Origin of the sequence: Rhizobium sp. Leaf453 (assembly GCF_001425605.1) — a bacterium.
GTDB lineage: Bacteria > Pseudomonadota > Alphaproteobacteria > Rhizobiales > Rhizobiaceae > Pararhizobium.
The window spans coordinates 146,602-169,580 of record NZ_LMRG01000006.1 but is presented as its reverse complement, the minus strand read 5'-3'; the positions used below and the strand labels follow the sequence as shown (position 1 = coordinate 169,580).

28 protein-coding genes and 4 pseudogenes are annotated in these 22,979 nt (G+C 58.1%); 17 read left to right on the top strand and 15 right to left on the bottom strand.

The window, feature by feature from the left end:
- Positions 1–11: 11 nt before the first annotated feature.
- The gene (locus tag ASG68_RS09525) at positions 12–602 is read left to right on the top strand and encodes an SOS response-associated peptidase (protein ID WP_062603782.1); all 591 of its coding nucleotides are present in this window, start codon (positions 12–14) and stop codon (positions 600–602) included.
- 242 nt (positions 603–844) lie between these two features.
- Positions 845–3,514 (top strand): DNA ligase D, encoded by a 2,670-nt coding sequence (gene ligD, locus ASG68_RS09520; RefSeq protein ID WP_062603784.1) that lies wholly within the window; start codon positions 845–847, stop codon positions 3,512–3,514.
- 12 nt (positions 3,515–3,526) lie between these two features.
- On the opposite strand, the gene ASG68_RS09515 is transcribed toward ligD (ASG68_RS09520), so the two are convergent.
- The 3 genes from ASG68_RS09515 to ASG68_RS09505 form a co-directional block, all read right to left on the bottom strand.
- On the bottom strand, positions 3,527–3,802 hold the full coding sequence (locus ASG68_RS09515) for a hypothetical protein (protein WP_062582586.1): 276 nt from the start codon (positions 3,800–3,802) through the stop codon (positions 3,527–3,529).
- A gap of 9 nt (positions 3,803–3,811) precedes the next feature.
- Entirely contained in the window at positions 3,812–4,111 is a 300-nt protein-coding gene (locus ASG68_RS09510; RefSeq protein WP_062603801.1) for a DUF982 domain-containing protein, read from the bottom strand.
- 71 nt (positions 4,112–4,182) lie between these two features.
- Entirely contained in the window at positions 4,183–4,656 is a 474-nt protein-coding gene (locus tag ASG68_RS09505) for an Hsp20 family protein (protein ID WP_062582588.1), read from the bottom strand.
- 23 nt (positions 4,657–4,679) lie between these two features.
- Here ASG68_RS09505 and ASG68_RS31300 point away from each other — a divergent pair, with 23 nt between their 5' ends.
- Positions 4,680–4,847, top strand: coding sequence for a hypothetical protein (locus tag ASG68_RS31300; RefSeq protein ID WP_156373931.1), 168 nt, complete (start codon positions 4,680–4,682; stop codon positions 4,845–4,847).
- On the opposite strand, the pseudogene ligD (ASG68_RS09500) reads toward ASG68_RS31300, so the two are convergent.
- The 3 genes and pseudogenes from ligD (ASG68_RS09500) to ASG68_RS09490 all read right to left on the bottom strand — a co-directional run bounded on the left by ligD (ASG68_RS09500) (position 4,827) and on the right by ASG68_RS09490 (position 7,578).
- Positions 4,827–5,854, bottom strand: a pseudogene (gene ligD, locus ASG68_RS09500) (non-homologous end-joining DNA ligase). The gene ASG68_RS31300 and the pseudogene ligD (ASG68_RS09500) overlap by 21 nt on opposite strands.
- Complete coding sequence (locus ASG68_RS09495; RefSeq protein ID WP_062609539.1) at positions 5,851–6,663, bottom strand: Ku protein; 813 nt, start codon at positions 6,661–6,663, stop codon at positions 5,851–5,853. Before ASG68_RS09495 ends, ligD (ASG68_RS09500) begins: the two are co-directional and overlap by 4 nt.
- 12 nt (positions 6,664–6,675) lie before the next feature.
- A complete protein-coding gene (locus ASG68_RS09490; protein WP_062603788.1) occupies positions 6,676–7,578 on the bottom strand; it encodes a Ku protein in 903 nt (300 codons plus the stop codon).
- Between the two features lie 197 nt (positions 7,579–7,775).
- On the opposite strand from ASG68_RS09490, the gene ASG68_RS31865 reads away from it, so the two are divergent.
- The gene (locus ASG68_RS31865) at positions 7,776–7,952 is read left to right on the top strand and encodes a hypothetical protein (protein WP_113567848.1); all 177 of its coding nucleotides are present in this window, start codon (positions 7,776–7,778) and stop codon (positions 7,950–7,952) included.
- Positions 7,953–7,960: 8 nt separating this feature from the next.
- Positions 7,961–8,809, top strand: a pseudogene (gene xth / locus ASG68_RS09485) (exodeoxyribonuclease III).
- 34 nt (positions 8,810–8,843) lie between these two features.
- Here xth and ASG68_RS09480 read toward each other — a convergent pair.
- Positions 8,844–9,257, bottom strand: a complete 414-nt coding sequence (locus tag ASG68_RS09480) for a DUF2382 domain-containing protein (protein WP_062609537.1) — start codon at positions 9,255–9,257, stop codon at positions 8,844–8,846.
- A gap of 167 nt (positions 9,258–9,424) precedes the next feature.
- On the opposite strand from ASG68_RS09480, the gene ASG68_RS09475 reads away from it, so the two are divergent.
- Positions 9,425–9,703 (top strand): hypothetical protein, encoded by a 279-nt coding sequence (locus tag ASG68_RS09475; protein WP_062582597.1) that lies wholly within the window; start codon positions 9,425–9,427, stop codon positions 9,701–9,703.
- 696 nt (positions 9,704–10,399) lie between these two features.
- Here the strand turns inward: ASG68_RS09475 and ASG68_RS09470 are convergent.
- Positions 10,400–11,344, bottom strand: a complete 945-nt coding sequence (locus ASG68_RS09470) for a DMT family transporter (protein ID WP_062581344.1) — start codon at positions 11,342–11,344, stop codon at positions 10,400–10,402.
- On the opposite strand from ASG68_RS09470, the gene ASG68_RS09465 reads away from it, so the two are divergent.
- Positions 11,325–12,053, top strand: coding sequence for a CGNR zinc finger domain-containing protein (locus ASG68_RS09465; protein WP_244484172.1), 729 nt, complete (start codon positions 11,325–11,327; stop codon positions 12,051–12,053). The genes ASG68_RS09470 and ASG68_RS09465 overlap by 20 nt on opposite strands.
- On the opposite strand, the gene ASG68_RS31860 is transcribed toward ASG68_RS09465, so the two are convergent.
- Both ASG68_RS31860 and ASG68_RS09455 read right to left on the bottom strand, forming a co-directional pair.
- On the bottom strand, positions 12,050–12,328 hold the full coding sequence (locus tag ASG68_RS31860; RefSeq protein WP_062581345.1) for a hypothetical protein: 279 nt from the start codon (positions 12,326–12,328) through the stop codon (positions 12,050–12,052). The two genes, ASG68_RS09465 and ASG68_RS31860, sit on opposite strands and share 4 nt — an antisense overlap.
- Positions 12,329–12,336: 8 nt before the next feature.
- On the bottom strand, positions 12,337–14,043 hold the full coding sequence (locus ASG68_RS09455) for an FAD/NAD(P)-binding protein (RefSeq protein WP_082478538.1): 1,707 nt from the start codon (positions 14,041–14,043) through the stop codon (positions 12,337–12,339).
- Between the two features lie 404 nt (positions 14,044–14,447).
- On the opposite strand from ASG68_RS09455, the gene ASG68_RS09450 reads away from it, so the two are divergent.
- Both ASG68_RS09450 and ASG68_RS09445 read left to right on the top strand, forming a co-directional pair.
- The gene (locus ASG68_RS09450) at positions 14,448–14,762 is read left to right on the top strand and encodes a hypothetical protein (RefSeq protein ID WP_244484171.1); all 315 of its coding nucleotides are present in this window, start codon (positions 14,448–14,450) and stop codon (positions 14,760–14,762) included.
- A 45-nt stretch (positions 14,763–14,807) separates the two neighbouring features.
- Positions 14,808–15,290 (top strand): GreA/GreB family elongation factor, encoded by a 483-nt coding sequence (locus ASG68_RS09445; protein ID WP_082478536.1) that lies wholly within the window; start codon positions 14,808–14,810, stop codon positions 15,288–15,290.
- A gap of 240 nt (positions 15,291–15,530) precedes the next feature.
- Here ASG68_RS09445 and ASG68_RS32280 read toward each other — a convergent pair whose 3' ends face one another.
- The 3 genes from ASG68_RS32280 to ASG68_RS09430 all read right to left on the bottom strand — a co-directional run bounded on the left by ASG68_RS32280 (position 15,531) and on the right by ASG68_RS09430 (position 16,996).
- The gene (locus tag ASG68_RS32280) at positions 15,531–15,893 is read right to left on the bottom strand and encodes a sensor histidine kinase (RefSeq protein ID WP_062603790.1); all 363 of its coding nucleotides are present in this window, start codon (positions 15,891–15,893) and stop codon (positions 15,531–15,533) included.
- Positions 15,894–15,907: 14 nt separating this feature from the next.
- Positions 15,908–16,255 carry a hypothetical protein gene (locus ASG68_RS32275; RefSeq protein WP_244484169.1) on the bottom strand — a complete coding sequence of 116 codons (348 nt, stop codon included), beginning with the start codon at positions 16,253–16,255 and terminating at the stop codon, positions 15,908–15,910.
- Between the two features lie 354 nt (positions 16,256–16,609).
- Positions 16,610–16,996: a response regulator gene (locus ASG68_RS09430; RefSeq protein ID WP_062581347.1), complete on the bottom strand. Its 387-nt coding sequence runs from the start codon at positions 16,994–16,996 to the stop codon at positions 16,610–16,612.
- Between the two features lie 133 nt (positions 16,997–17,129).
- Here ASG68_RS09430 and ASG68_RS09425 point away from each other — a divergent pair, with 133 nt between their 5' ends.
- On the top strand, positions 17,130–17,597 hold the full coding sequence (locus ASG68_RS09425; RefSeq protein ID WP_320416506.1) for an EAL domain-containing protein: 468 nt from the start codon (positions 17,130–17,132) through the stop codon (positions 17,595–17,597).
- Between the two features lie 148 nt (positions 17,598–17,745).
- Positions 17,746–18,131, top strand: a pseudogene (locus ASG68_RS09420) (DUF983 domain-containing protein).
- A gap of 252 nt (positions 18,132–18,383) precedes the next feature.
- On the opposite strand, the gene ASG68_RS09415 reads toward ASG68_RS09420, so the two are convergent.
- Positions 18,384–18,809, bottom strand: coding sequence for a hypothetical protein (locus ASG68_RS09415; RefSeq protein WP_244484168.1), 426 nt, complete (start codon positions 18,807–18,809; stop codon positions 18,384–18,386).
- 85 nt (positions 18,810–18,894) lie between these two features.
- A complete protein-coding gene (locus tag ASG68_RS09410; protein ID WP_320416505.1) occupies positions 18,895–19,332 on the bottom strand; it encodes a response regulator in 438 nt (145 codons plus the stop codon).
- Between the two features lie 344 nt (positions 19,333–19,676).
- Between ASG68_RS09410 and ASG68_RS09405 the strand changes: the two genes are divergently transcribed.
- From ASG68_RS09405 to ASG68_RS32270, 6 genes and pseudogenes are all read left to right on the top strand, one after another.
- Positions 19,677–19,886, top strand: coding sequence for a cold-shock protein (locus tag ASG68_RS09405; protein ID WP_062581356.1), 210 nt, complete (start codon positions 19,677–19,679; stop codon positions 19,884–19,886).
- A gap of 147 nt (positions 19,887–20,033) precedes the next feature.
- A pseudogene (locus tag ASG68_RS09400) lies at positions 20,034–20,308 on the top strand (hypothetical protein).
- Positions 20,309–20,540: 232 nt separating this feature from the next.
- The gene (locus ASG68_RS09395; protein WP_200943324.1) at positions 20,541–21,404 is read left to right on the top strand and encodes an SDR family oxidoreductase; all 864 of its coding nucleotides are present in this window, start codon (positions 20,541–20,543) and stop codon (positions 21,402–21,404) included.
- A 2-nt stretch (positions 21,405–21,406) separates the two neighbouring features.
- Positions 21,407–21,742, top strand: coding sequence for a hypothetical protein (locus ASG68_RS31855; protein WP_200943326.1), 336 nt, complete (start codon positions 21,407–21,409; stop codon positions 21,740–21,742).
- Positions 21,723–22,166 (top strand): hypothetical protein, encoded by a 444-nt coding sequence (locus ASG68_RS09390; RefSeq protein ID WP_062581357.1) that lies wholly within the window; start codon positions 21,723–21,725, stop codon positions 22,164–22,166. Before ASG68_RS31855 ends, ASG68_RS09390 begins: the two co-directional genes overlap by 20 nt.
- A 153-nt stretch (positions 22,167–22,319) precedes the next feature.
- Positions 22,320–22,529, top strand: a complete 210-nt coding sequence (locus ASG68_RS32270) for a hypothetical protein (protein WP_082478539.1) — start codon at positions 22,320–22,322, stop codon at positions 22,527–22,529.
- Positions 22,530–22,979: the final 450 nt, after the last annotated feature.

Sequence of the window (22,979 nt, the reverse complement as noted above, 5' to 3'; positions counted from 1 at the left end):
GCGGAGGACGCATGTGCAATGATTATCGACTGATGGTGGACCTGGCGTCGATCGTCGAGAATTTCGCCCATCTCAAGATCAAGATCCGCTTTGGTGAAGGTGCACCGAATGTTGAAGCACGCGAGGACATCAAGATCACCGACATGGCGCCGATCATCCGGGGGATCGAGGGAGCGCGCGATGAGGCGGACCTCGTCCAGCGCCGATGGAGTTGGCCGGGCCAGAACAAGCGGCCGGTCTACAATTTCCGCTCGGACGGACGCGAGTTCAACTCCAATCGGTGCCTTATCGTTGCCGATGGCTTCTACGAATTCACCGATCCAACGGAAAAAGGGAAAAAGCGCAAGGACAAGTGGCTGTTCACCAAAAAGGACGAACCGATCTTCTGCATCGCCGGTATCTGGCGCGACACGGGTGACGTCGGGCAAGCCTTCACCATGCTGACGATGGAACCTGGACCGGACATCGCGCCCTATCACGACCGGCAGATCGTCATCCTCGAGCAAGACGCCTGGGCGGACTGGCTCGATCCATCTGTCTCGGCGAAATCTCTGATCAGGCCACTTCCCGCCGGCACCCTCAATGTCGAGCAGGTCGGCTGACGCGCTTTCTGTTTTTCACCACATCTCAACAGGCTGAGTTGGAACAAAATACGGGCTAGATGATTCTCAGTTCCGAGGTCGCGTGCCGTGTCAACCGGACGTGACAGGGATGACGAACGCGAGGATTTTTCCGGTTTCTCCTTGCGGCCAACGAAACGGCAGTCGAGCGTCCCACCTGTCCGGCCCGCGCCTCAGCTCCGTCGTCATTCGACGCGGATGGCGGAAGTGTACCGGGGACCGCGATGGCCAGCGACAAGCTCTCGACTTATAAGCAGAAACGCGACTTCCAGAAAACGCAGGAGCCGAGCGGCCTGGCGACGTTGAAAACGTCGAACCGCCGGCGCTTCGTCATCCAGAAGCATGACGCCACGCGATTGCATTACGATCTGCGGCTCGAACTCGACGGTGTCTTCAAGTCCTGGGCTGTCACGAAAGGCCCGTCGCTCGATCCGCACGACAAGCGTCTTGCCGTCGAGGTCGAGGATCACCCGCTCGACTATGGCGACTTCGAAGGCACGATCCCTAAAGGCCAATATGGCGGCGGCACGGTTATGCTCTGGGACCGCGGCTATTGGGAGCCGGAAGGCAACCGGACGCCAGAACAGGCGCTTGCCAACGGTGATTTCAAGTTCACGCTTGAGGGCGAGCGGCTGCACGGCAGCTTCGTGTTGGTGCGGATGCGGAACGACCGTGACGGCGGCAAGCGCACCAACTGGCTGCTGATCAAACATCATGATGATTTCTCCGTCGAGGACAACGGCGCGGCCGTTTTGGAAGAGAACGCAACCTCTGTCGCCTCGGGGCGGACGATGGAAGCGATCGCCGCCGGCAAGGGCAAGAAGCCGAAACCGTTCATGATCGAGAGTGGCGAAGTCCAGGCGGATGCGGTCTGGGACAGCAATCACGGCCTTGCAGCGGAAGAGCGCAAAGCCGGAACCACAACCGAGAAGGAAGCGCCGGGCAAAGCTGCCAAAGCAGCGAAGTCCGCAATGCCGGACTTCATCGCGCCGCAGCTCTGCGAAACGCGCGAGCGTCCGCCTGCCGCCGATGGCTGGATCCACGAGATCAAGTTCGACGGATACCGCATCCAGATGCGCATCGACAACGGCGAGGTCACGCTCAAAACCCGCAAAGGTCTCGACTGGACGGCGAAGTACCCGGCAATCGCCGAATTCTGCGCCGCGCTTCCGCACGCCATTATCGACGGCGAGATTTGCGCGCTCGATGACAACGGGGCACCAGACTTCGCCGCGCTGCAGGCGGCGCTGTCGGAAGGCAAGACGGATGCGCTGGTCTATTTTGCCTTCGACCTGCTGTTTGAAGGCGATGAAGATCTTCGACAACTGCCGCTGACCAAGCGAAAGGATCGGCTGCGGAAACTGCTCGATGACGCTAGCGAGGATCCACGCTTGCGCTTTGTCGAGCATTTCGCGACCGGCGGAGATGCCGTCCTGAAGTCAGCCTGCAAGCTGTCGCTCGAAGGCATCGTCTCCAAACAGGCGGATGCTCCCTATCAATCCGGCCGCACCGCGACTTGGGCCAAATCCAAATGCCGGGCCGGCCATGAGGTGGTGATCGGCGCCTATGCTACGACCAACGGCAATTTCCGCTCGCTGCTGGTCGGCGTTAACCGCGGCAGCCATTTCGTCTATGTCGGCCGTGTGGGCACGGGCTATGGCGCCGGCAAGGTCGATGTCCTGTTGCCCAGGCTGCGCGCGCTGGAAACGGCCAAGTCACCGTTCACCGGGATTGGGGCACCGAAGAAGGATGCCAACATCGTCTGGGTGAAGCCGGAACTGGTGGCGGAGATTGAGTTCGCCGGCTGGACCGCCGACGGGCTTGTCCGCCAGGCGGCGTTCAAGGGCTTGCGAGAAGACAAGCCAGCAATGGAAGTCGTCGCCGAGAAGCCGGTCGAACCAGCTGAGGTGGAAACGCCCGATCCGGTCACACAGGCAAGATCCAAACGGCCCGCAAAGCCGCCGCGCAAAAGCGGCAAGGAAGATGTCATGGGCGTGTTGATCTCCAATCCGGACAAGCCGCTCTGGCCAGACGCCAATGATGGTGAACCGGTCACGAAGGTGGAACTGGCTCGTTACTACGAGGCCGTCGGCCCTTGGCTGATCGATCATATCAAGGGCCGTCCGTGCTCGATCATACGGACGCCTGACGGTATCGGCGCCGAGCAGTTCTTCCAGCGCCATGCGATGCCGGGCACCTCCAATCTCCTGGAACTGGTGCAGGTCTTTGGCGATAAGAAGCCATATTTACAGATCGATCGCGTCGAGGGCTTGGCCGCGATCGCGCAGATCGGCGGCGTCGAGCTCCATCCATGGAATTGCGAGCCGAAACTCCCCGAAGTGCCGGGCCGCCTCGTTTTCGACCTCGATCCCGGTCCAGACGTCCCCTTCTCCACCGTTGTCGAAGCCGCCCGCGAGATGCGCGATCGGCTGGAGGAGCTTGGCCTCGTCAGTTTCTGCAAGACGACGGGCGGCAAAGGGCTGCACGTCGTCACGCCGCTCGCCGCGGCCAAGGGTAAGAAGCTGGCCTGGCCGGAGGCCAAGGGCTTTGCGCATGATGTTTGCTTGCAAATGGCTCGTGAGAACCCAGAACTCTATCTGATCAAGATGGCCAAGAACCAGCGTAATGGCCGCATCTTCCTCGACTATCTGCGCAACGATCGCATGGCGACCGCTGTTGCGCCTTTATCTCCGCGTGCCCGTCCCGGCGCCACCGTATCAATGCCGCTGACATGGGCCCAGGTGAAGACGGATCTCGATCCGAAGCGGTTTACGATCCGCACCGTACCGGCTCTTATTGAGAAGACGAGCGCCTGGCAGGATTATTGCGACGGACAGCGCTCGCTGGAGCAGGCAATCAAGCGGCTCGCCAAGTCGATGAAGCAGGCCGCCTGAACGCGCCAGCGATCAAAAACCGTAGCGCCGATCAAGTTCTTCCAGGGCAGCCTGCACCTCATCGATCGAGACTGGAGCTGTTCCCGGTAGCTGCCGAAGGGCGGGCTTGGAATCGACCGCGTAAAAGTCCGACGCCCACGCTGCGAGGATCGCGCGCCTGTCATCGATGGAAAGGGTCGGCGCTCTCACCACGTCGATCGGTCGCCGAGGCTGCATGCCCTGAAGCAGGACCGTTGGTCCCATCGCCATCGCATTGTTGGTGGCCTGCTGAAGCAAATCGTGCATCATCGGACAACCTCACCGCACATGAGGATCTTTGTCTCGCTGCAAACGCGAGGCGGCGGTCACGTTGGTTTCTGGCGCCAGCAAATCGTGTTTCTCGGCAAAGGCAGCGAACAGGCCGCGCGCGGTCTCTGCTTCGATTTCACCACGTAGCGCGGCACTGCATGCCTTGAGCGCGATCGAATGCGCGGTGTCTCGGCTTGGGGCCGGCCAATCGGAAAGATGCCGGTAGGCGTCCATTACGCTGCGAACCTTTGCCGGAAAGCCGAGGCCGACAAGAATGGAAACAGGCTGCCTGAACATATCGGGTTTCATCGTTCTCTCCTTCCCACCCGGAATATCGATGGGCGCCGTCGCGACAGCGCCCTTGTTGAGGGACAGTGTCATTAAGCCGCCTTCTGCGCTTCGATCTGTGCCGGAGCTGCAGATGCCAAAGCTGGGGCGCTTTTGATGGTAATTTTTCGCGGCTTCAGTGCCTCCGGAATCTCGCGAACCAGATCAATCGACAGTAGACCGTTGCTCAGGTCCGCTCCGTTTATCCGGACATGATCGGCAAGTTCGAACCGGTGTTCGAACGGACGGCCGGCAATACCGCGATGCAGATAGCCGTCAGCGGCCGCCTCCTGCTTCTTACCCGTGACGGTCAGAAGGTTGGACTGGAAGGTGATGTCGAGATCGTTCTGGGCAAAGCCTGCCACAGCGATAGAGATCCGGTAGGTGTCGTCCCCGGTCTTGACGATATCATAGGGCGGCCAGTCACTGATCGAGCGGGCGCGCTGGGCATTTTCGAGAAGATTGAAGACCCGGTCGAAGCCGACGCTCGAGCGGAAGAGAGGTGCATAGTCATAAGATGTTGCCATAGCCATATCCTCCTTGAAGCAACATGGGTACAGAAGCGCCGAAAGCGGCGCTCCCAGCAAGGCCAGCCCTGTCATCAGCGGCTGGCAGCAAAAGATTTGGTTTTGGAGAATTTACGATTCAAGAGCGAACAGAGAAAAAATTCGGCACTTTTTTCGTCACCAACACTGGCTCAATCAAGCTCATGGACTGAGGCATTATCCTGGACCTCGCGCAAGCCCTTGTAGGACGCATGTCGCAGACTGCCGCCGTCGGTCCAGCCCCGGAATTCGATTTCTGCGATCAGCGTCGGCTGGGCGAAGACATAAACCTTTGCCTTTCGGCGGAACGACCGGCGTCCTCGTTTTCAGCATGTCGAGCGTCTTCTTCAGATAGGTGGCGTCCTTTCCTTGAAGCCTGTGGCGACGGCGCCGACGTAGACCCAATCGTGTCTGCGGCGATCGGCAAGCAACAGGCTGCCGATCCCACCCCGGGCGGCGGCTGACGGCTCGTATCCGACGATCATGAAACTCTCGCTTTGGACGCACTCGATTTTCAACCAGTCGCCGGTCCCTTCCCGAGCGGTACGGACTATCGCGGTGCTTGGCGATGATGCCTTCCAGTCCAAGCGAGCGGGCGTTCTCCAGAAGTGCGACGCTGTCACCTTGCACCTCCTCGGAAAGTTGGATAGCGCCGACCGCGCCGTCGAGAAGATCTTCCAGGAGGGCCTCCGAACGGACAGCTCGGTCCCCGTCAGATCGTGACCGTCGAAGTAGAGAAGGTCGAAGGCGAAGAGGACGGACTCCGTCGAGGCACGTTTGCCGCCTCGGCCGCCGAGCGAGCGCTGCAACGCTCCGAAGTCAGACCGGCCCTGGGCATTGAGAACGACGGCCTCACCGCGAGAATGGCTGTGGCAACGCCGAGGGTTTTGGCGGCCGCCGCAATCGCGGGAAACGGATGCGTCCAGTCGTGGCCACCGCGCGTGATTGCGGACGCCCTTCGGCTCGATGTGAATGGCGAGCAGAAAGCCATCCCATTTGACCACAAAGGCCCAATCGGGACCGGTCGGCGGAGCCGCCTCAGCAGAGCAAGGCACGGTTCGACCCGATTGGGCGTCGGATCGAAGGGAAGGCTCGACTGTGCCGGATCGCGCTTGCGTCGCGCCTGGGATTTCGAGGTGAAGCTATCGTCCCGCAGGAGCGGTTTCGCGGGTCTTTTCATTTGCCGGTCCGGGTTTCGGCAGCCAGCGACTTCTTCAGGGCATCCATGATATTGATGACGTTGCTCGGAGCGGGTCCCGAGGCACTCGCTTTTGCCTTGGCCTTCGATGGCTTCTTCAGCGCTTTCTTTTTGTCGGCGATGATATCGAGAAGCCGATCCTGCACAGGATCGATGACCATCTTGGGATTCCAGTGCTGGATCTGCTTTTTGATCAACTGGTGCACCAAAGGCATCATGTCGGAATCCGCTGTCTCATCGCCGATGCCCGCAAAATAGGTATCCTCGTCTCGGACTTCATCCCCATAGCGCAATGTCCACAGCACGATGCCTTTGCCGCGTGGCTCCAGCATGACGGCGCGCTCGCGGCGCGTGATGACCAGACGGGAGATGCCGACCATATCCTGCGATTCCATCGCATCGCGGATGACCGAAAACGCCTCCTGACCAACCGGATCGTTCGGCGACAAATAATAGGGGGTGTCGAGCCAGATCCACTCGATGCTGTCTCGTGGTGCGAAGGTGGAGATATCGATGGTCTTGGTGCTGTCGAGCGCGAGGTTCTCCAAGTCCTCGTCTTCGAGGATGATGTACTCGTCCTCACCGCGCTGGTAACCTTTGACCTCGTCCTCCTCCCTCACCTCCTTGCCGGTGACGGAGTCGACATAATGGCTGACGACGCGGTTATGGGTCTCGCGATTGAGAGTGTGGAAGCGCACCTTCTCGTTCTCGGAGGTCGCCGGCATCATCTGCACCGGGCAGGTGACGAGCGAGAGTTTCAGATAGCCTTTCCAATACGGACGAACTGCCATGGTAACCTCCGATCAGCTCGCGCGGCGCGTTGGCGCGGCGGCAGATTTGGATTTCGCAACCACAGTGGGCTTGGTAGCCTTCTCTCGCCCGGCGCCCTTATTGGCGTTGGCAGCGGTGCGTTTCGGCTCCGCTTTCTTCGCGCCCAGACCGGCGCTCTTGCGCAGTGCCTGCAGAAGATCGCTCTGCTTGGATACTGCGGGCGCTTTCTTTTTCGGCAGCGACCGGCCTTCGATTTTGGCCTTCACCAGTTCGGCAACGGCTGTTTCGTAGCGATCATCGAATGTACTGGCATTGAAGCTGCCCTTCTTCGTGCCGATGATATGCTCGGCAAGCTCGAGCATTTCGCCTTCGATCTTCAGGTCGGGCAGTTCCTCGAAGGCCTCCTGAGACGAGCGGACTTCGTAGTCGAAGTTCAGCGTCGTAGCGATCAGGCCCTTGCCGTGCGGCCGGATCAGCAACGTGCGCATGCGGCGGAAAAGAACGGTTCGAGCAATGGCAGCCACTTTCGCTTTCTTCATGCCGTCGCGCAGCAGCACGAAGGCCTCGGTGCCCATCTTGGCGGGCGTCAGATAATAGGGCTTGTCGAAATATACCCCATCAATTTCGTTGCAAGGGATGAAGGCGTCAACCTTCAGAGTCTTGTCGCTGTCCGGCACTGCGGCCGCCACCTCGTCGGGTTCGAGGACGATGTACTGGCCGTTTTCAATCTCGTAGCCTTTGACCTGCTCGTCACGCTCGACCGGATCGCCCGTCTCGCTGTCGACGAACTCGCGCTTTACCCGATTGCCGGTCTTGCGGTTCAGCGTGTTGAAGGCGATGCGCTCCGACGAGGAAGCCGCGGTGTAAAGAGCCACCGGACAGGCGACCTCTCCGAACTTGATGAAACCCTTCCAATTCGCACGCGGGGCAACCATAACACAGACTCCTGATACAACTAATGCGATTCAAGCGAATCGGCATGTAATTGTTCCGAGTCGAAACGAATCATTTTTCAATGACTTAGCCGTCCGCCCCTACCCGTTTTGAGAGTCATCCCTAGGCATATGATTCACATGCATCTTTTGAGAGTGCCGCGCGTTTAGCCATGCAGCAACCACAAAGGAGTCCTGCCATGAGCAAACGCGAACTGATCGATACCGGTACCGACAAGCGCTATGTCCGCCGCGACAACGAAGGCAAATTCAAGGAAAGCGTTGACGTCTCCCGCTCGCTGTCGGCCGATGCCCGTCACGACGCCAAACACGATGCAAAACCGGGCCAGGGCGACAAGGGCGACCACAAGCGCTGAGCAAGCCGGTGAAGCTCGCCACCTACAATGTCAACGGCATCAACGGCCGCGTCGACGTGCTGCTTCGTTGGCTTGAGGAAGCGCTGCCAGATCTCGTCTGCCTCCAGGAGTTGAAGGCACCCGACGAGAAGTTTCCTCGCCGCGAGATCGAACGTGCCGGCTATGGCGCCATCTGGCACGGCCAGAAATCCTGGAACGGCGTCGCGATCCTGGCCCGCGATCAGGAGCCGCGCGAAACCCGACGCGGACTTCCAGGCGATCCCGATGATAGCCACAGCCGCTATATTGAAGCGGCGATAGACGGCATCGTCGTCGGGTGTCTTTATCTTCCGAACGGCAATCCGGCGCCCGCCCCCAAATTCGATTACAAGCTCCGCTGGTTCGAGCGCCCTCAGGCCTACGCTAAGGAATTGTTTGAACTCGAGGTGCCGGTCGCTCTTGTTGGCGATTTCAACGTCATGCCGAAAAACCTCGGCGTTTAAAAGCCAGAGCGGTGGCTGGACGATGCTCTTTTCCGGCCGGCGGTCCGCGCCGCCTATGCCGAACTCATCGCCATGGGCTGGACCGACGCCATCCGTCTGCTGCATCCGGAAGAGCGGATTCATACCTTCTGGAAGTATTTCCGCAACGCCTTCGCCCGCGACGCCGGGCTGCGCATCGATCACCTACTGTCGAGCCCCTCGCTGCGCGAACGCCTGCAGGGCTGCGGCGTCGATAAGTTTGCCCGTGCGTGGGAGCATACCAGCGATCACGCGCCGGTCTGGATTGAACTCGATGATGCGTACTGGCGAGAAGGAACGATTGCTTGCTTACCGATGAAGATCATCGGGATGCAGCTGACACCGTCAAAAGCCTGACCCGCGCCCAGCGGGAGACGCTGTCAGCAATCGCCTACTTCCGGCGACAGCGGAAAGCCGGCCGAGGCTGGCTGGTCTCGTTTCCCGGTCTTTCGACCGTGGCAGTTTGCTTGCGGAGCGTGACCGCGATGGCCACCTCCGTCGTGGCGATCTTCCTGATGCGGATTTCCTCGACCAGCATCAGGCGCTTCTCGACCACGACGACTTTCTCAAGAACCGGAATGATGATGACGTCGCCTTCAACACGCGTTGGCGGCGCCTCGCTGACTTCGTGACCGATTTTCTCCCGTGTCACCTCGACCCGTTCGCCAGCGAGCGATGCGTGAGCGGTTTCCTCGGAGAGATCGCTGCGCGTTGTTACTCGCACACGACCTGTGACGACGCGTTCGGCCTCGTCGTGGATGCTTTTTTCGACGAGCTCGAGTTTGGGTTCGTCAGTTGCGATCACTTCACCGTCCCTGGATTGACCTGAGACGCCAGCATCGATCCAGTGTTCCGACCGGGAGTGTTAATGCCGGCCGCTGGCTTGTTCGCATCACGAGACAACACGCAACCGCCTTAAGACTTTGTTCACCACGTCGCGCCACAATTCCATCTGGATGGAAAGGCGAACGAATGCGCAAAATCGAAATCATTGACGACGTTAGAATGCGGTTTCCGGGCCGCGAGACGGAATTCGACATCGGCGTCGAGGTGGGCGCCATGAGTGTCCTGATTGCCCAAGGCACGCCAATAATCGAACGTCAAATGTCGAAGGATGCGCTCGAGCAGCTGAGACCGATCGCGGAGCGTTTCCGTTATGTCATCAATGCTACGGAAGCAGAAGGCGGCCTGACGAGCGTCTACCTCTCACGCTGGCCTAAGAGGCCGCAGCTTCGGGTCGTGGAATACTAATCAAAACAGGGTTGCGACATTTTGGTCTGAGACGTGAAGCCCGAGCCTCGGACGCCGACGCGCGGCGCTGCTCATCGCCGCAGACGGCTTATCGACTTGGGGGCAACGATAAATGCTGTCGCTACGAGTGATCGACGACGACGACACAGCAGCAATAATCTACGATCCACACCAGTCGTCATTTGTTGCACAGTGCCGACAAGCCTGAACAAGTAGCTCCGCCGTGACACCCGCACCCTTTCTCGAAACTCCGGAGGGTAGAGACATCATCGTCAGAGGTCGTCTTTGGCGGAAGAGCAATCCCAACCTCACTGAAGATGAACGCACACGCTTGGTGTCGGACCTAATGACCGCGCGCCGCGCCGTGAAAGAAGTGGCTGGCGATCAGCGGCGGTTGAGGGAGGCCAGAAAGGCGGTTGATACAGCAGAGACCTTCTTGGGCGAGCGCGGTCATGCGTGTGGACGGACGGCGCGTCAGATTACAATCGGCACTTGGCCGAAATACGCCCTATTCGGATTGGTATCGTCAGCAAGTCACAATGCAGCCCCGGTGAAAGTCTTGGAACAATTCACGCCTTGACGAGCGCGTTATCGAGGCAGTGAGGAATTCAGGATCTGTGCACTGACCCGAATGCCCGATTATCCCTGGCAGAGGTTGGGCCGCATCTTCTCTCGCCTTTCATGCTCGGTTTCGAATCAGGTCTCAAAGACGGCAGGTTTTGCCGGCTGGACTTCGGCCATGGCGAGATAGGCGCCAAACAGCATGACGATGATGCCGATCACGTCGACGATGGTTACCTGTTCGGCAAAGAACAGTGCGCCGAGCGCAACGGCGATCACTGGCGATACGAAGGCATAACTGCCGGCACGCGAAGCGCCGATATCCCTCAACAGCCGCATGTAGGTCGTGTAACCAATCAGCGAGCCGAAGATGACGAGAAGAAGCCAGCTGGTCCATGCGATCATGCCCCAATCGCCTGAAAGGGCGGCACGTGCGCCTGGCTCGAACATTAAAGATGCGATGAGCAAGGCAATGCCGCCGACCAGTGTCGTGATCCCCGCGACGAACAACGCCGGATAGGCTCGCAGCAAAGGCCGCGCCAGGACCGAACCGTATCCGTAGGTGAACGCCGCAGATGCAACCGCAAATCCGCCCCATAAGCTGGCGCCGGCAAAGGCGTCCGGCGTTGCGACAGCTCGATCGCCCGCTGATGGCCAGAACAGGACGATCAAGCCCGCCACGCCGAGCACGATCGCCACGATCCGTTTGATGTCCAGGCTCTCCTCACGCAAAAGCAAGGCGAAGCACAGAAGAGCGATCGGCGTCAGCGACATCTCCAGCACGGCGGCAGTGCCGCTGTCGATATACTGCATGCCCCAGAATAGCGGGCCGTAGCAGAGGGTGATCATCATGATACTGACAGCGACGAAGCGAACACTATCCTCGATCTTAAAGGCTGCGCTCTCGCCTTTCGTCCAAGCGTAGAGGAGCATCAGCACCCCGGCCGCCGCAAAGCGGGTCCCCGCGAACAGAAGGGGTGGCACAACTTGAATGCCGGCCTTGGTTCCGATCCACGTGCTTCCCCATATGACACACAGCATCAGGAAGCGAAGCTGGTTCTTGTTCAGGCTGACGGACATCGTCGTTCCGATCTGCGTAACGGATAAATCGTATATAGACCGTTACAACCCACTCTTGCCCAAATCGTTCCGCGACCCGATATTCAAATCCATGACAAACCGGAAGACAATTGGCGACATCAGTCTGCTCGGCGGCCATACGGCGCTGGACTTCGTCAACACGGTTGATAGCCGCGGTGAGCGCTGGGGTCCGGATTTTTTGAATAGCTTCAGCGACCTTGTCACTTGGGCCCGACGTCTTGACGTGATCAGCCAGGAAGAGCAAGACGTGTTGCTCTCGAGGGCCACCAAGTCGCCAGCCGAAGCGCAGACAGAATTGGATCAAGCCAAGAAATTGCGCGAGGTGCTGCACCGCATCTTTCTCTCGGAATCGGACGGAGCGCTAGTCGCAGACCAGGATCTGGCGCTTCTCACATCGGTTGCCAAGCGCGCTCAATCGCGGCGAAGCCTTCAGCAGCATGCCGGCGGAATACGTTGGCATGAACAAGCGGCGGAAGAGCTGGATATCGTTGCCGAGCGCGTTGCGTGGTTGGCTGCCGAATTGTTGACATCAAAAGGAGAGCGGCGTCCCGTTCGCGAATGCCAGGGGCAGAATTGCGGGTGGCTGTTCCTCGACGTCTCACGCAGCGGATATCGGCGCTGGTGTTCGGATAAGACATGCGGCTCGCATTCACGGGTCCGGAAGTTTCGAGCAGTTCGCGCTGGCTAGGCGATCGGACCACTATGGTCAGGTTGCATCTGTTCGGTCTTCCCCGAAGATGCCAGCGCAGTGAGCGGAGTTGCGACGGATCGCGCGCTGAAGGCCCTCCCCCGCTTTTTGAGACTTCGCTCTTGAATCCCGATGCGGATGTAGGCGCATTGAAATTGAAACGGCCGCTCTTCCTTTTCCTTGGCCGCCGTCTCGCCGATCGAAAAGCGGACGTCGTGTGATTCGATGTTGGAGTTGGCGCAGTTACCGCCGATATAAAACATGAATAGCTTCATCGTCGCTCCTACGCAGTTATCTGTATTGGACCATCAGCGGCATGTTTGCCGATACTCCCCGCGGTCCCGTCGACCTCCGCAACGATCGCCGATGCAACGATATCGCCGAGCTCTGCAGCACTGGTGATGCCTTGAACGAAGGGCAGCTTGTGCAGGAGAAACGGGATCGAAACGCAGTAAAGATTGCGGCTCAGCGGCTTTTCGAAGCGGGGCCGGAACTGGTTGTCGAGGTCTATGCCGCCTGTCGCGACCGTTGCCGTGTCTTGCTTACCCGCCAAAGCCGAGGATGCTTTCTCCGTCTGCGCCTCGCGCACTGCACCTTGGCGGATCAAGGAGGGAAACGGCACGTCCCAGGCGGACACGGCCTGCTGACCCGTCGCATCGATGAATGCTGCAAACGTGTGGGTCTCTCCGCCGGTCTCGATGATGGCACCGCGCTCGACCGTATCGCTGTCGAGCGTGTAGTCCGATCCGAGCTTCAGTACCGATAGCCGGCCAGCCCGATGCAGGGCCAGCAGGCGCTCGATAGACTGATGCGGCACGGTGGCGTAATCGTCGACGAACAGCGTCTTGAAGTGCTTGTGGAAGCGCTTGAGATCGTCCTCGCGAAGATGTGGGACTGCGCGGAGCAGGATCTCATGCATCCTGAGGATCGAATATCGCCAGGCAACCGTCTTGCGGGTTGCTTTATTCAGTTTCGCTTCGCCGAGATTGAGTGAGGCCCAGGTAAACGGATCGTAGGACTCGCGATCAGCGAAATACGCGTCTGCCACAGTTTCGACGGTCAGCATCCCGAGCCCGATGCGCTCGGCGTACTGGGGATCGTCGGCGAATAGCTGCGCCCGAAACAGGTCGAACAATTCGTCGATAAGGCAATCGGGCTTGGTCTCGATAAGTCTGTCCACCGCAGCCTCGGTGAAGATCGTGGTTGGGACATAAGGAATGATGCAATAAAAGTCGGCTTCCGGCAGCAGTCCCTTACGCGACATCATGGTGATATGAAAGTCGTTGCTCGCTGACGTGTGATATTGCAGGACGCCGGCTTCATCCAGCATGAAGGACCCGTGCGAGGTGGCCACGGACACGACGGCGTCAATACCGCTGAGAGATGTGCCGAGGACGCCGACCAAAACATCCCCAATCGTATCGAGATTTGCCGCCGGCCATGGCGAGATGAAAAAGCCCGGTTTCGTCTCGGTTGTCTCCGGCCAGTCGTGACCGGTCGCCATCACCACGTGCTTGAATGTCTGCTGACTTTCTTCGCCATCAGCTGCCTGAACTTTGACGGCGATGTCGTCTTCGCGAAGCTCGATATCGACCACACGGTGATTGGCCTTGACGTCGACAACATGGCCGCGGTCGATGGCCTTGGCGAGTAATCCCCGAAGCTGCGACTGGAAATACTCCCCAAGCACGATGCGGGGATAGAACTCCCGCTCCCCTATCGTCTCCACAGGTACGCCCAGCAGCGTCAGGTCTGCCAGGGTCTTCCGCCGTAGCCAAGAGACCAGGCTCTCGCAAACCGGCGGAAGTTCGATGCTGGCGATATTCGCGAGCATCGCGCGGTCGTTGGCGCGCGGATGGTAGGGTGTGCCTTTGCCCGGGTCGGCATTCGCCTCATAGACGGTGATCGACAGAGGCGTATCGCTCTCGATTAGACCCTTCAGTGTGTAAATCCCGGTCGGGCCGGAGCCGATTATAGCGATGTTTGTCAATGAATGGATACTCGAGATCAGAGGGATGAGGACGCGGCGGACAGGTTGGGCGCTCGCCTGGCGTTTCGTTGCCCGCAGCGAGAAAACGGAAAAATCGCTGCGTTCACCATCTCCGTCATGTCCGATTGACACGCCGCGACCTCGGGGTTCAAAACCCGTGACGGACCGACTTGTTCCGTCTCGTTCGACTCATTGTCTCGCCTCATCTCAATACTTGTTCGCTTTCCTCCGCGCGAAGCCTACATCTATGCCTTTAGGAGGAAAGCGAACGTGGAAAACCTGCGGGAATTTGCGACGAGTGCGAATGGAGACCGATGGTTGCTTGGGAAAGACAATGTCTCCGGCGAAGATTTCGTTCTCCACCGAGCCATTTGCATTCAGGGGGACATGAAACACGCACCTCGGTGCGAGCCTTTCTCGCGCAGGGAACCGCGCCGCCTGAACGGGAGGCGCTGCGTTCGCTTCTGCGCAAAGCGCGCGGTTTAGAGGGAGCCAGCAAGCTGGATGAGGAAAAAACCCCGTCCGTCAAACGCGCTCACGAATATCTCAGCCTAGGCGGAACGCGTCGTGCCAAGGTCGACGATAACATCGTCAGCACCCGAAAGTGGGAAGACGAGCCTGCCGAGGCCGAAGCATTCTGGGACGAGAAGATCGAACCCCTTGACGACAAGCAGCGTCAGAAAATCGAGATCCAACTTCCGTCGATCAGCGACGACTGATGGGCCAAGCCTAGTTAGTGGTCACTTCAAACTGGAACCAGCATCATGAGCCGAGCTTTCACCAAAGAAGTTGATGACGCGCCGATCCCCGGCGTCCCAGACAGGCCTGTCAGCAGGGCACGAAACCTCGTGACGGAAACCGGAGCGTCCAAGATCAAAGGCGAGATCGCCTCGTTGAAGGACCGTTTGGCTCGGGCATCCGACGGAGAGGATCAATCTTCGTTGAGCCGTGACATGCGATACTGGGAGGCGCGCAAGGTCAGCATGGAGATCGTGCCGCTTTCACAGGACGTCGATTACGTCCAGTTTGGCACCACGGTGACGATCGAGCGAGACGGCGCGCGACAAGAGCTCAGCATCGTCGGCGAGGATGAAGCAGATCCGACGTCTGGAGCGATCGCATGGACGGCGCCGTTGGCACGTGCGATTGATGGAGCAAAGGTCGGCGATGTCATCGTTTTCGACTTGCCGGCTCGCCAGGAAGAAGTGTCCATCCTTGAAGTCCGGCCCTACTCGGTCGTGAGCTAGCAGATATTCTTGCTCGTCTGATCGGCTCGTCCCCGGACCGATCGCATCGGTGGGCAAGACTGTTAACAGCCGCGTGATCAGCTTTATTACGGCCACCGAGTGGCGGCTTGTCGATGTACGACTTTCGCTTCACCTTGGTGGTGCATGAGCCACATTCGGCTCGACCGGCACACGAAGCGTGTACCTCGTCTCTTTCTCTGACGATGTCACCGACCGGGTGCCACCGAGGGCTTCTGCGATTTAGGCCGCAATATAGAGACCAAGGCCTAGTCCCTCCTTGGACCGCTGGCTCACTGGCCGCGTGAAGCGTTGAAACAGCCTCTCAGGTGCATCTTCCGGAATGGGATCGCCGGCGTTTGCAATCCAAAGTTCAAAAGCCTCATCGGTCGTTTCCGCCACGATCTTGACTGGCGTGTCAGGCGACCCGTGAGTTAGCGCGTTTCCGAGCAGATTTGAAAACATCTGCGCCAGACGTGGATGGTGCATTCGCATCGGATACGAGACCTTGAAGTCTGCGTCGTTGGTTCGGTCGGCCCAGACGCTCCGCATTTCCTCCACCACCCGGTCCAAGGTAGGCTGGAGCGCTGCGTCCGTCAGCGTCAACGAGATCCCGCCACCTAACCGTCTACGTGCGAAGTCCATGCCATCGAGGCGAGGGTATTGCGCAGGTCATGACCGGGGATCGCAACGAATTGCTCCCGTATGTTCGAGATTTCGATCTCCTGTCGACGGTCCTCTTCGGACTTAAGCAACTGAATGCGCGCATCGCGATGATTGGCGATCATCTCTGCAAAGAGAAGAAACATTGTCTGCCTCTTTTTGTTGTTGACCTTCGCAGGCTCCGGGTCGATCGCGCACAAGGCGCCCAATAGAGTCCCATCTTTCTGAATGATGGGAAGGGATACAGCTCTGGAAACCGTATTGGAGCGGCGTATGGTGCCCGGCGTATGGGCTGGATGCGACATCGTCGATGCCCACCGCTTCATGACTGGCCCTGATTTCGTGACAGATGGTTGTCTCGACGACGGGTTCGCTACCTTCCTTGAGGCAAAAATCGATCGCGTCTAGCACCTTGCAGGCAACCTACCTGCGTTCGGTCACCCGGGCCACAGCCACAAAGCCCATCCCGGTCGTCTCGCTGATGACTTCGAGGATCGATGGAACAGCGGCGATCTCAGAGATCGCGTCTATGTCCGATTGAAAATCATGTCGGTCCGGCTTGCCCATATCACCCACATCGCACTGCGTCGCAACGATCCGATCTCTGCGACGGGCGACCCGGGATACAAATAGCGACTGACGAAGCTAATGCCAACGTCTCACTCAGCCGTCCGGCCGGGGTTCGCTTTCTCTTTCGAGCTCTTGCAGCGTTTCAAGCACGAGTGCCTGATTGAGCGGCTTCCCAAGGAACCGGGCGCCTTGCGGAAGCTCGTCGTCTTTCGGCGTGACGGCGCCGGATGCGACGACGACATGGACTCCGGCCAGTGCTCGCCGACATATCGTGCCAGCGCCATACCGTCCATCGTGCCCGGCATCTGAACGTCGGTCATCACCAGTTTCACGGAGCGATACTTGGCGAGGAGCTCAAATGCCTCGTCGGCGCTGCGCGCCTCGATGACGTGATACCCGGCGGACGCGACGATGTCGGCCGTGTCCATGAGAATAAGTGGCTCGTCATCGACGACCAACGCAATTGGGTCAGACATTTGGCTGAGGACCCCTTCGGTGCATAGCTGTAAGCACCCTCGGCACGATCTGTTCCGAAGCGTCAACTTTCATGGGAACCGCTGAGCGATCGGGTCTTTTCGGTGAACGTGTCTGCAGGGGAATTCCTACAACATGACACGAGCGAACTGCTGGACCGCGTCCTGCGTTTGGCCAGGGCCGACCCTTGAGATCACCGAAAGCATGTTCCTCAGCGACACGCCCGGCGTGATGGATGCATTCCAGCGGCGAAGACAGATTGGCGTCGGACTTTCCGCCGACGACTTCGGCACTGGCTATTCGAACCTGCGGTCGCTTGAGACGTTTCCAGTTACCGAGATCAAGATAGACCGAACGTTTGTCAGCGAACACGCAACGAGAGCCGCCAGAATGGTAATTGTCGGGGCCACCATCGACCTAGGACGCTCCCTGGGCCTGACGGTGGTCGCAGAGGGCGTTAAGACCGTGGCACAGCGTGCAATGCTTGGCGAGAAGGGTTGTCCAGTCGGCCGAGGTTACCTTCTGGGCCGCCCCACCGACGCTGAAAGCTTCACAACACAACCGGTTGGGCGCGCACTGCAGCCTGCCTCTCGGGCTGAATAGTCACGATGCCCGTATCGGTGTATGGTCGGCGCCAGAATCATCGCCCCGACGAGAAGGGAAGCCAGGACGTTTCCAGCACGGTGACTATCTTGATCGTTGCTCTGGGCATGATCTCCACCGAAGGCCGTTGGCCGGACAGGGAACCAAAATGAGCGATGTATATCAGGACGAAAAGCGGGACATGGGGACAGCCGTCAAACGCGGGCTCCTCTGCAGATGTCCGAGGTGCGGACAAGGCAAGCTGTTTCGTGCGTTTCTCAAGCCCGTTGACAACTGTGCCGTCTGTGATGAAAACTATACCCACCACCGCGCCGACGACCTACCCGCCTACCTCTCGATCGTCATCGTGGGTCATATCGTCTTGGGTGGCTTCATGACCACTGACCAATTAGTGGTGTGGCCGAACTGGGTTCATCTCGCGATATGGACGCCCCTAACTGTCATCCTGGCGCTCGGCACGTTCAACCAATCAAAGGTGGAGTGATAGGATTCCAGTGGGCTAGCCGCATGCATGGCTTTGGCGGCGAGGTCTGACATTGGTAGAGTGGCAGCCCTATTTTAGAAAGAACACGGCCACAAAACCGTAGCCACCAGTCAACTGAGTGAGCCCATACATAGGTGGCGAAGTCATTGCTAGAGCAACAAAGCCGTCCTGCATTTTTGCAAGACCGCTGCCTTTCATCCCGAATGAGAAGGGCAAATACCTTGCCTAGTCCCCACCGTGAAGAAGCCTGCGGACATTTTTGTCTGATTGGTAGTCGCCACCAAACTCCCCGTGGTATTAGATTAGCCCAGTTCGTAAAAAAATTCGCAGATCAGCTCCGCAAGTTTTATTGCCTGAACGTCACTCATGTGAGCGGCATTTTCGACAGCAACGAGTTCGATTTCGTCGCGATCGACCGCCAGAAGATCGAGTATTCTGGCAAACTTCAGTTTCAGCTCGATATCGCCTTCGAACTCGTCAATCGTGACCGCAAGGATACTGTCGTTCGCCTCGATCAATCGAGTTTGGATGCTTTCGGAAGAGGCAGCGAGGATCCGAATTGCCGAGAAAAAGTTGCCCCGGGCATAGGGATATTTGGCGTCCATGTGGTTTCCTTTTCGCTCTAGGCGCCGGCCTTGGACGTGAGGCTCGAGGGTGGTGTACGAGGTTCCAGAGCACGGGTCAACTGTTCCCCTTTGTGTCGTCAAACCGAGCGTTGCGCCCGCCATTCGGCGCACCGGCATTGAATTCGATGCAGTGGCGGCAAAGGACTCTGCAACGAATGCCGCGCTTCAGTTGGCATTCTGACAGATGCTACCCCTCAGCGACCATCTCCCGAATTGCACTGATGATGCGAGAGTGCTCATAAGGCTTGCTGAAAAACCTGCCTTGAATTGGCAGCAACTGATCGGTCAGTTGCCGATGACCAGAGGTTATGATGATCTGAACGGGCGGCCACCTATCCCGGACCGCCGCAGCGAGCTTCAGTCCATCCATCGTGCCTGGCATGTCTATATCCGTGAACATGACCCTGATGTCAGGGTTCGCATTTAGGAGAGAGATGGCATCGTCAGCGGTCGATGCCTCGTGAACAGTGAAGCCCTCGTTCTCCAGAAACGCCGCGATATCCATCCGAATAAGGACCTCGTCCTCCACGATGAGAACTGTGATTCCATTTTGCCCCATGCTCCACCACCCATATCCCACCGGTATGTCTTTTTTTAATGCCGTTGAAAACAGGCAACGCGCCACTGAGAAGAACGATCCGCGACGACGAAAATAATTGTGTTAAATTCTGCGCGGCCTGAAGGTGCATTCCGAGACTTGGATTGAGATGGCATCATGGCTCAAAATATAAAGCGAGCAAAAAAATGTTTTTCTCTGGCACCCTTAAGAGGGTGCCGAGCTTGAAATCTAATTGTTGACCCGACGTTTCAAGTCGACTACTGCATGGTTATCGATATTTTCTTGCTGATCTTTGGTTATTGCGCGATTAGTACGGCGCCCTGAACGAACCCTCCCGTTAAAACAATCGCTATCGTCATCCGCAACACATTCGTGCGGCGGTCTGCTATGTTGCTATGAAAGGGTTCATCATGACCACTGGCACAGTTAAATGGTTCAATTCCACAAAGGGCTTCGGCTTCATCCAGCCCGACAATGGCGGCGCTGACGCCTTCGTTCATATCTCTGCCGTCGAGCGCGCCGGAATGCGCGAAATCGTCGAAGGCCAAAAGATTGGCTTCGACCTCGAGCGCGATAACAAGTCGGGTAAGATGTCGGCCTGCAATCTTCAGACTGTCTAATCGGTAACTGCTTTCCTTTGACCACGGATGTACTGGCAGAGACGAAAGCAAATACCAACCGAGGTCAGGCAACCCGCCTGGCCTTTTTTTATGCCCGGTTGTCATGCCCCATCCGCTTTGACAATCCGTGGATATCCTGCAGAAAACGTGGCCCAGCAAGCCAGCGAGCTTCAGGCAATCAACACTGCCTGGCAAATAACCATCCAGGAAATTTTGAGAATGGTTGTCCGCGATATGTACAAATCCGGCGGGGAAGCGTCCTTCCAAGCGCACATCAAGCGCATCGAGGAAGCTGCGGCCGACAGGATTTACACAGGCCTGATGCTCCGTGGAACTGACGAATGGACCGAGGTTTTGGTGAAGGAAAAGGCAAGCAATTTGTCACGACGCTTTTGAAATCATTCACCTATGACAGAGCTTGAACGCTGCTATCGCTGGTTCTTTCCAATCTCGTCAGCGCTGAACAGAGCAAGCCCAGTCGTGCAATAGTATCGATGCGTAACCTCGTATCCTTCAACATAAGGCTGGATACATAACTGCCGTCCCGCGATGAGCGATCGCGAAAAATGCTTTTTTGTGTTCGATTAAAATGATCAGCGGCGGAACCTCGCGAGGTGTAAGAGGTTCTGTCCGATATCTTCAAGGAGTATGCAGATGTCGGATACCAATCGCCCCAAGCCGCCGCAGCCCAAACAGGAACAAGCGCCTCCTGGCCAAACAATGCTTATGCAACCCGTCCCGGATCATGGAGAAGAATCATATAAGGGATCCGGACGGCTGGTCGGCAAAGTGGCGCTTATTACTGGGGGCGACTCTGGTATCGGCCGTGCCGTTGCAATCGCCTTTGCGCGAGAAGGTGCCGATGTTCTGATTTCATATCTTAACGAGCACGATGACGCGAAGGAAACAGCACGCTGGGTCAAAGAGGCAGGACAGAAAGCAATCATTGTCCCCGGCGATATCAAGAGCGAATCATTTTGCATCGAGTTGGTCAGCAGGACCGTTGATGAACTTGGTGGCGTTGATGTCCTCGTTAACAACGCTGCGTTCCAGCGCAGCTACACAGATATCGACGAGATCGAAGATGCCGAATGGGACGAGACGTTTCGGACAAATATCTATGCCCCCTTCTATCTGTCAAAGGCGGCTATCCCTCACATGAAACCGGGCAGCTCGATCATCAACACAACATCGATCCAATCCCGTCAGCCATCGTCTCACCTGCTTGCCTACGCAGCCACAAAGGGGGCAGTATCCAATTTCACGGCAGGACTTGCGCCAATGGTCGCGGACAAGGGCATTCGCGTCAATGCAGTTGCTCCCGGCCCGATCTGGACCCCATTGATACCCTCCACGATGCCCCCGGAAAAAACGGAATCGTTTGGAAAGCAGACGTTGATCGGCCGGGCCGGCCAACCCGCAGAACTCGCGGGTGCCTATGTTCTTCTGGCCGCGAGCGAGGGCAGCTACATCACCGGAGCGGTCATCCCCGTCACGGGCGGCGAGATCATGATCTAGGCATGATCGATATCGTCCAAGGTCTCGACCCTGCGACAGGGCTCGAAACACATACCCCTAAATCAACGGAACAATCGATCAAACCCTTAGTTCAACCCGCAGCAGCGCGAGGAGATCAAGATGCGTTTTATTCTTATCCTAATCCACAGGGCGCGACACATGCATCGATGCCGTCGGTGCCCTTCGCTTTACGAGACGTTCCGGGACAAGAAGGACAACTGCATCAAGGTCGTCCTCACGGCGTAATTGTTTCAACAGCGAATGGCGGGATGCGGCGCTCCAGCGGCATCCTCCTCAAGCCTCACAAGGAGCCGAACAATGTCCAACGCAAACAATGATCAAAACAACCTTGGACCGACAAACGCGACCAGTCCAACTACGTTTGGTCAATCGGTCGAAAGCAAGGCGCAGCGAGACGACGCCGTCACCACCGACGATACGCGCGAGCGTCTCAACGTCTATCGGTTGGAGCCTCTTGCGGAAGCGAACGACCCTCGCTGGGATAACTCGCCATACCAGGGCATCGTCGTGGTCGCCGCGCGCACCTGTGGGGATGCACGTATCGTCGCAGCCGAACGCGAGCTGGATTTCATGGAAATCGATTCCGCTCCGGCAGAAGACGTCACAACCAGCAACGCAAGCGCCTTCCGTTCGGAGAAACTCTATACAGTTATCGAAATTGATCACGGGAGGATGGACCTGACCCGCAGCGTTCTCGAAGGCGAAATCTCCGTCGCGACGATCAAGCCTGTACAGATTTGATGGCAATAGTATTGGGGCGCGTTCATCTTTGGGCGCCTTATCTTCCAGCTCTATCGTTGTACCAGATAAGCTGCGCGATGAGGCCATGCCGCTAAGAGCCTGTGAGCGGATGGAACATCTCCCTCTCATGAGGTTGACCAACATAAAGGAGAAATTGTCAGGAAACAGGAAACTCCGAAACCGGGACCAGCCGGGACTACAGATCGATCCCCGCGGTGGGAGGGACCGGAAGAAACGCACCCGCGCGGCTATCTACCGGCTGTCGACAATCCCGCGACCGATCGTGACGCAGCCGGAGAAAACCTGAAAAACCCCGATCGCTCGAAACTGACGGATGCAGGCAGGACGAAGGGGGACAAGTGATCCCGGAGAAGAAAAAGGCAAGGGTTGCGGCCATTCATCAGGATGCAAAGGGTCTATGCCAAAGGCCTAGAGCATAGCGATAACAACTGTGTGGCGAGTGCAAAGCCGCGGGTTATTACCGGCTCCGACGACGCCACAGCCAACAAGGAGTCTCCTGGAGAAAAACCGATCGGCAAGGATGGTCGCTGGCGTCACTCTTCTCGACATGATCGCCGCGGGCGCGACCACCTTCCGCCGCACCCGCCGCCAAGGCCAGGCCCCCAGCTACGGTGACCGCAGCGGCTTTCCCGTGGGATCTAGGCTGCGCGCGCAGCCGCTCGCAAACATCTCGCGGATCTGCGATCGACACCGAACAAAACGAGCAGTACTACCAAAGAGCCAACCAGCGCTGATGATTGATGAGCCGTCGTGCCGGGAAAGATGTCTCTTGTCGCGACCACACAACCTGCT

What these genes read in the sequence shown, in the direction of transcription:
- ASG68_RS09525 (WP_062603782.1), top strand. Translation starts at nt 12, where the DNA reads ATGTGCAATGATTATCGACTGATGGTGGACCTGGCGTCGATCGTCGAG.
- ligD (WP_062603784.1), top strand. Translation starts at nt 845, where the DNA reads ATGGCCAGCGACAAGCTCTCGACTTATAAGCAGAAACGCGACTTCCAG.
- ASG68_RS09515 (WP_062582586.1), bottom strand. Translation starts at nt 3,802, where the DNA reads ATGATGCACGATTTGCTTCAGCAGGCCACCAACAATGCGATGGCGATG.
- ASG68_RS09510 (WP_062603801.1), bottom strand. Translation starts at nt 4,111, where the DNA reads ATGAAACCCGATATGTTCAGGCAGCCTGTTTCCATTCTTGTCGGCCTC.
- ASG68_RS09505 (WP_062582588.1), bottom strand. Translation starts at nt 4,656, where the DNA reads ATGGCAACATCTTATGACTATGCACCTCTCTTCCGCTCGAGCGTCGGC.
- ASG68_RS31300 (WP_156373931.1), top strand. Translation starts at nt 4,680, where the DNA reads ATGGGTACAGAAGCGCCGAAAGCGGCGCTCCCAGCAAGGCCAGCCCTG.
- ASG68_RS09495 (WP_062609539.1), bottom strand. Translation starts at nt 6,663, where the DNA reads ATGGCAGTTCGTCCGTATTGGAAAGGCTATCTGAAACTCTCGCTCGTC.
- ASG68_RS09490 (WP_062603788.1), bottom strand. Translation starts at nt 7,578, where the DNA reads ATGGTTGCCCCGCGTGCGAATTGGAAGGGTTTCATCAAGTTCGGAGAG.
- ASG68_RS31865 (WP_113567848.1), top strand. Translation starts at nt 7,776, where the DNA reads ATGAGCAAACGCGAACTGATCGATACCGGTACCGACAAGCGCTATGTC.
- ASG68_RS09475 (WP_062582597.1), top strand. Translation starts at nt 9,425, where the DNA reads ATGCGCAAAATCGAAATCATTGACGACGTTAGAATGCGGTTTCCGGGC.
- ASG68_RS09470 (WP_062581344.1), bottom strand. Translation starts at nt 11,344, where the DNA reads ATGTCCGTCAGCCTGAACAAGAACCAGCTTCGCTTCCTGATGCTGTGT.
- ASG68_RS31860 (WP_062581345.1), bottom strand. Translation starts at nt 12,328, where the DNA reads ATGAAGCTATTCATGTTTTATATCGGCGGTAACTGCGCCAACTCCAAC.
- ASG68_RS09445 (WP_082478536.1), top strand. Translation starts at nt 14,808, where the DNA reads ATGAGCCGAGCTTTCACCAAAGAAGTTGATGACGCGCCGATCCCCGGC.
- ASG68_RS32275 (WP_244484169.1), bottom strand. Translation starts at nt 16,255, where the DNA reads ATGTCGCATCCAGCCCATACGCCGGGCACCATACGCCGCTCCAATACG.
- ASG68_RS09430 (WP_062581347.1), bottom strand. Translation starts at nt 16,996, where the DNA reads ATGTCTGACCCAATTGCGTTGGTCGTCGATGACGAGCCACTTATTCTC.
- ASG68_RS09425 (WP_320416506.1), top strand. Translation starts at nt 17,130, where the DNA reads ATGACACGAGCGAACTGCTGGACCGCGTCCTGCGTTTGGCCAGGGCCG.
- ASG68_RS09415 (WP_244484168.1), bottom strand. Translation starts at nt 18,809, where the DNA reads ATGGCGGGCGCAACGCTCGGTTTGACGACACAAAGGGGAACAGTTGAC.
- ASG68_RS09405 (WP_062581356.1), top strand. Translation starts at nt 19,677, where the DNA reads ATGACCACTGGCACAGTTAAATGGTTCAATTCCACAAAGGGCTTCGGC.
- ASG68_RS09395 (WP_200943324.1), top strand. Translation starts at nt 20,541, where the DNA reads ATGTCGGATACCAATCGCCCCAAGCCGCCGCAGCCCAAACAGGAACAA.
- ASG68_RS31855 (WP_200943326.1), top strand. Translation starts at nt 21,407, where the DNA reads ATGATCGATATCGTCCAAGGTCTCGACCCTGCGACAGGGCTCGAAACA.
- ASG68_RS09390 (WP_062581357.1), top strand. Translation starts at nt 21,723, where the DNA reads ATGTCCAACGCAAACAATGATCAAAACAACCTTGGACCGACAAACGCG.